We start from the raw sequence: 816 nt of genomic DNA, 5'->3' as shown, positions 1-816 counted from the left end.
AATGATTCGGTCGAAACTCTGGATTCCTATCGGATACTTCATCATGGTATAGCGGATTTGAATACAGATACAAAGAAACGATTTTATTTCGAGAATGTCAAGCCCTTGCCGGAGGAAAATCAAACAGGCTTTTAAGTAGTGTCAAGTGCATAAAGAAACGCATACGGGTGCATTGGCTTACGAAGCAGGCTTCGATGGCTGATGCACCTGCATGTGTTGGCTGATGCAGCCGTATGCATTTTCTGTAGGATATAAAGGCATAAAAAAAGCGGCTCAATCGAGCCGCTTTTTTTATTTATAGAGCAATCGGTTAAGATTATTCTGCCTTGTTCAGAGTCATACTCAACGGTTGAGCAACTACATAACCCCAAACGTCTTTTACATGAACTGTAACTTCGGTCGGTTCGGTAAAGTCTGCAGTCGGTTGAGCAATGATAGTGATAGCACCCGGAATCTTGCCGTCAGCAGACAAGGCTCTCAAGCTAATGCTTCTGAGATAATCATTATCGCCTGTTTCGTCTACCCAAACATTTACAATTTGAGCAGATTCCCAAATATCATTTCCTTCTGTTCCTGTTGCTGTTCCATCACTAGTATTCAATTCGTTGTTATAAGCGGTACCCTTAGCATCCGGAACAACATTATACTTGTTATTAGCGTAGTCGGTTAAGTTAATCATATCATTAGTGATTTCTGCACCACCTTCGTTGTTAACAACTACACTCAAGTTCTTGCTACCATCAGTTGCTGCAATTACACCTTCGTAAATCGGGCTTAAGATAGTGATAGTAAGAGTAGTCTTCGTATCTGCTTCGT

The 816-nt window shown here is 41.3% G+C and carries 1 protein-coding gene; it reads right to left on the bottom strand.

Annotation, left to right across the window (positions count from 1 at the left end; translation table 11 throughout):
- Nucleotides 1–316: 316 nt before the first annotated feature.
- Nucleotides 317–816 (bottom strand): hypothetical protein (locus tag B5F91_RS14745; protein ID WP_204244713.1); only part of this gene is annotated, 500 nt, incomplete at its 5' end.

The organism is Bacteroides sp. An322 (assembly GCF_002161765.1).
GTDB classification, from domain to species: Bacteria; Bacteroidota; Bacteroidia; order Bacteroidales; family Bacteroidaceae; genus Phocaeicola; species Phocaeicola merdavium.
The sequence above is the reverse complement of the archived record's forward strand: the minus strand, read 5'-3'. Positions and strand labels throughout refer to the sequence as shown.